6 protein-coding genes are annotated in these 4878 nt (G+C 47.4%); 5 read left to right on the top strand and 1 reads right to left on the bottom strand.

All coding sequences use genetic code 11. The annotated features are described in order from the left end of the window. Window positions 1-232 precede the first annotated feature (232 nt). The gene (locus tag PX636_RS05570; RefSeq protein WP_288116441.1) at window positions 233-1126 is read right to left on the bottom strand and encodes a helix-turn-helix domain-containing protein; all 894 of its coding nucleotides are present in this window, start codon (window positions 1124-1126) and stop codon (window positions 233-235) included. Window positions 1127-1323: 197 nt separating this feature from the next. Between PX636_RS05570 and carA the strand changes: the two genes are divergently transcribed. The 5 genes from carA (at window position 1324) to PX636_RS05545 (ending at window position 4636) form a co-directional block, all read left to right on the top strand. Further along, a complete protein-coding gene (gene carA, locus PX636_RS05565; RefSeq protein ID WP_288116440.1) occupies window positions 1324-2472 on the top strand; it encodes a glutamine-hydrolyzing carbamoyl-phosphate synthase small subunit in 1149 nt (382 codons plus the stop codon). Between the two features lie 74 nt (window positions 2473-2546). After that, window positions 2547-2897: an STAS domain-containing protein gene (locus tag PX636_RS05560; protein WP_002768853.1), complete on the top strand. Its 351-nt coding sequence runs from the start codon at window positions 2547-2549 to the stop codon at window positions 2895-2897. A gap of 3 nt (window positions 2898-2900) precedes the next feature. After that, on the top strand, window positions 2901-3317 hold the full coding sequence (locus tag PX636_RS05555) for a Mini-ribonuclease 3 (RefSeq protein ID WP_002798953.1): 417 nt from the start codon (window positions 2901-2903) through the stop codon (window positions 3315-3317). A 43-nt stretch (window positions 3318-3360) separates the two neighbouring features. Then, window positions 3361-4227, top strand: coding sequence for a 23S rRNA (guanosine(2251)-2'-O)-methyltransferase RlmB (gene rlmB / locus PX636_RS05550; RefSeq protein WP_288116439.1), 867 nt, complete (start codon window positions 3361-3363; stop codon window positions 4225-4227). Window positions 4228-4351: 124 nt separating this feature from the next. Then, on the top strand, window positions 4352-4636 hold the full coding sequence (locus PX636_RS05545) for a DUF1816 domain-containing protein (RefSeq protein WP_002798951.1): 285 nt from the start codon (window positions 4352-4354) through the stop codon (window positions 4634-4636). Window positions 4637-4878 lie beyond the last annotated feature (242 nt).

Here is a 4878-nt window from a genome sequence, read left to right as displayed (position 1 = left end):
TCTGAAATGGGGCGAAAGTCTGTGGACTCTGTGTAAGACAGTACATGGTTTTTTAACTGTGGTATGCGACGGTGGTGGAAGCAGAAACTTAAATCGTGAGGTTTAGGAATCGCCGCCCTAAAAGTGCGGCGAGGATGTCAACTAAGCTGAATTCTCTCAACGAACCTGTGCGAGTCCCCACCCTCAGCAAAGGGTTCGGAGGAGACTGAAAAGTCTCCTATACCCTAATTCCCTACTCTAAAGCGTAGATACGACCATCCATGAGCAGACGGGTGATCCCTTTCGCTTCCAGTTGAGCGTGAGCTTTTTCGATCAAGCGACCGTCGGGAACTTTAATCACTTTTTCCTTGCGCTTGGAGAAACGACGAGCGATGCGATGACTTTCAAAGATGGGGAGAGTGCGCTGCTGGATTTCCTGAGGGGGAACCTTACCCAATTCGGCAAAATCCTTGAGGGGACGGGTGATTAATTCGGCAGCACGATCGATGACCAAGTAACAGGTTTTGGGAAAAGCCGCCGCCGATAGGGGTAATATCTGTAATTGGGCTGTTTTAACGATAGTCGGGCCTAAATAGCTCCCCGCTAGTTCCTCCTCCTCCTCATCTTCATCTTCATCTTCATCTTCATCTTCATCTTCATCCCAATCCTCGTCAAGCTCATCTTCCTCCTCCTCTTCCTCGATAGCTTCGACGAAAAACTCGGTTAAATTAGATTTTTCTGGGGGTTTATCGCCATTAATTTCTATATATTCCGAATTATCTGCTTCTGGCGGGTAAGAGGTATCCATTAACAGGGTTAATTGTTCCACAGAAGCGATCGGTTGCTGAAAAGCCTGCTCATCCTTAGCTGCGATGTGGGCTGCCCGCAAACTAATCACCTCGATCGCTTTTTCCGATAAATCCGCTGCGGCTCCCTCTTCCTCAAGGCCACGAGGATTGCGGGCCAAGCGTTTTTTCTGGATTAATTGCTCGTATTCCTCGCTAGAAAAAGAATTTTTGAGAAAACGACTGACCGTAGAACTACTCACGCCATAACGCTCGGCTAAGGTGGAAGTGGTGGCCTCCGTTTCCCGATAAAGCTTAAGAATTTCTTTTTTCGTGGCATCAGTCAGTTTTCTTGCACTCATATTACTTATATAGTTATTTTTTAAGCGATAGGATCTTGCCGATGGCTAGTCAGGGGAAACTGTTGTCCTTGAGCGGATGTACTCTTAATCATAAAACGCTCTAGCCAATTAAAACTAAGCAATTCGTTTTCTAGTCCCTGTTCTAGTCTATCCTTGACTTCTGTTTCTCACCACTACTCAAGATTAAAAAATTGACGATGATATCAAGTGCTGCTAGTCAAAAAGCCTTATTAGTTCTGGCCGATGGTACGGTTTACGAGGGTTATTCCTTCGGCTCCAAGGGAACCACCGTCGGCGAAGTTGTCTTTAACACGGGGATGACTGGTTATCAGGAAGTCCTCACCGATCCCAGTTATGCCGGTCAAATCGTCACTTTTACCTATCCGGAATTGGGAAATACGGGGGTTAACCCCGAGGATGAGGAGTCAATTCGTCCCCAGGTGAAAGGAGCGATCGCCAAAAATATCTGCCACCGGCCCAGTAATTGGCGTTCTAGCCAATCCCTACCGGATTATCTGGCCGATCATCATGTTATTGGCATCTATGGCATCGATACCCGGTCTCTGACCCGCAAAATTCGCTCGGTTGGGGCGATGAATGGGGCAATTTCTACGGAAATACTCGATTATCACGATTTACTGCGGCTGGTGCAGGCGGCCCCCAGTATGGCGGGGTTAAATCTCGTTAAAGAAGTTACCACCAAGGAAGTGTATGAATGGACGACTCCCACCCCCTCCCCCTGGGAATTTGCACCAATTGATAGTGATCAAGAACCGTTAACGGTGGTGGCGATCGATTTTGGCATCAAACGCAATATTCTCCGGCGTTTAGCCAGCTACGGTTGTCGGGTGATCGTGGTTCCCGCTGACACTCCCCCGGAAAAAATCGCCGCCTATAATCCCGATGGTATTTTCTTTTCTAACGGACCGGGAGATCCGGCGGCTGTCACCGAAGGTATTGCCCTAGCCAAGCAACTTTTACAAGGGGAAAAACCCACTTTTGGCATCTGTATGGGTCATCAAATTTTGGGGCTATCCCTAGGAGCAGAAACCTTTAAACTGAAATTTGGTCATCGCGGGTTAAATCAACCCTGTGGACTGCGGCAACAGGTGGAAATTACCAGTCAGAATCACGGTTTTGCGGTGCAGGAGGCATCTTTAAATCCGCAAGTGGAGATTACCCATCTCAACCTCAATGATCGCACCGTAGCGGGTTTAAAACACAAGTCTCTGCCCTTTTTCTCGGTACAATACCACCCCGAAGCCAGTCCCGGCCCCCACGATGCCGATTATCTGTTTGCCAAATTTGTCGATTTAATGCGGCAAGCAAAAAAGGATCGGTCGTAAATTTTTAGGATATACTAGGGTTTTGATTTTTACGGCTCTAGAGCTAGGAGGGGATTATTCCGGAAGCAATTAACTTGACCGTCAGCTTGCGAGGCACGCGTGAGGTCAGAGATAAGTACCAAATTTTCCGTTTGACGGGTCTTTTAGATGCCTTTTCCGAACCGACTTTTTGTAAGGTGATCGAAGGCTATGTGGAGCAAGGTCCCAAGGATGTGATTATTAGCCTCGCTCAGATTGATTTTATCGATAGCTCCGGTTTAGGGGCTTTAGTAAAATTGGTGAAAAAGGCCAAAACCGAAGGGGGCAGTTTACAAATTGTTACCAATCCCCGGGTAACTCAAACTGTAAAACTGGTGCGATTGGAGAAGTTTTTTTCCCTGCAACCCACCCTAGAAGCGGCGATCGAATATCTGGAAAAAGCGTAAATCGTGGAATCTCCTCTCGAAAAACTTCGCTTACAGGTCAGTGGCCAGGGTTCACCAATCCTAGAGGGTCTTGACCGATTATCGCCCGCTTCTCTGGCCTATCTAGGGGATGCTGTTTATGAATTATACATCCGCACCTATTATTTACTGCCGCCCCAGCGTCTGGGAGACTATCACGCTCAGGTGGTGGGCAAAGTCAGGGCCGAACAACAGGCTTTAGATTTAGCACAACTGCAGCCCTATCTGACGGACAAAGAAAAAGAAATTCTGCGCCGGGGACGCAATGCGGTCACGGGAAAACGCCGTCGTCTGACAGCCCAAGTCTATCAGCAGGCCAGCAGTTTAGAAACCCTGTTCGGCTATCTTTATCTGCAAGACCCCTCAAGATTACATCAACTATTAGAAAAACTAGAATTATAGCCCTCAGGGACGATTCCCGACTTTACTCTTAATCCATCCAATCATGAGCGATCGACCATTTCGTGGCAAGTCCGATAATAGTAATTTTCGCCGGCCCTCGCGGCCGAAAACCGGGCCAATTCTGGCTAAATCCCCGGCAGTAACTCCAGAAAACCAAGAAGCTGATGATCTGCTCTACGGTCGCCGGGTGGTTTTAACGGCCATGGAGGAGGAGCGCCAACTTAATCGGATTTGGGTAGTCAATCGACTCCGTTACGATCCCCGTTATCATACCCTCTTAGAAAAAGCCAAAGCCAACGGCACGGTAATTGATGAGGTGGACGATTTGCGTCTCGATCAGATTACCAGTAAGGCCAATCATCAGGGGATTGCCGCCCAGATGTCTCCCTATGAGTATATCGAATTAGCCGATCTGATCGAGAAAGCTAAGGGCAGAAGTCGCCACCCCGTCATCGTCATCGCTGAAGGTATTACGGATCCCCATAACCTTGGGGCAATTATTCGCACCGCCGAAGCCATGGGTTGTCAGGGGGTAGTTATTCCCCAACGTCGCGCCGCCGGGGTGACATCGACGGTGATGAAAGTGGCGGCGGGGGCCTTGGAATATTTACCTGTGGCCAGGGTGGTTAATCTCAATCGTGCTTTAGAAGAATTAAAAGCGGCGGGTTTTTGGCTCTACGGCGCGGCGGCAAAAAGTGGTAAATCCTTACACACAATTAATTTAACGGGTGCGATAGGATTGGTGCTAGGTTCGGAGGGAGAGGGTTTGAGTCTGTTGACCCAAAAGTCCTGCGATGAGTTGGTATCTATCCCCTTGGCAGGCAAAACCCCCAGTCTCAATGCTTCGGTGGCGGCGGCTATGGCTCTTTATGAAGTTTACCGTCAACGCTGGCAAAATTCCCCCGACTGAAAATCTGTATTTTTCGACACTCCCAATAGCCAAAAGGAGAAAGTATAAATAAAATAGGAAGGAAGTTTGCGAAATGTAAACGAACGTAACAAAACCACCAGAGTAGATTGAGACGGGGAACGAGATGAAAGAATTTTTGATTAGCTTACTGGAAATGTTCGGATTAGCCTACTGGGTCGAGATTAAAACCGACTATCCCAGATGTACTTATTATTTCGGTCCTTTTCTCGCTAAAGACGAGGCTGAAGTCGCTCAAGCTGGTTACGAAGAAGATTTGAAAACAGAAGGAGCGCAGGGGATTAAATTGCATATAAAACGTTGTAAACCCGAAGATTTAACTATTTTTGAGGAAAAAGAAGAAAGCAAGCTCCTGAATACCCTAAAGGTATTACGCAGTCAAGCTTCTTAACAATTTTCAGGGATCAGTAATCAGGGATCAGTAATCAGTAATCAGTAAACAGTGAAAAGACAGCATAAGGCTGCTACTTAGGGTCTGCTGAATAAATCTAAAAACCTTGTTGGATAAGACTTTTGGACTTTTTTCCCCTCAAAAAGTGCCAGCCATTGCGGGGATCGGGGGGAAAATTCAGGTACTTTTTCCCTGAAAATTAGGTAGTTGACCAGCTGAAAATCGATAAAACCCCACACCCC

The organism is Microcystis sp. M53598_WE2, assembly GCF_030067735.1.
Lineage (GTDB): Bacteria > Cyanobacteriota > Cyanobacteriia > Cyanobacteriales > Microcystaceae > Microcystis > Microcystis aeruginosa.
This window is presented reverse-complemented; position numbering and strand designations above follow the sequence as displayed.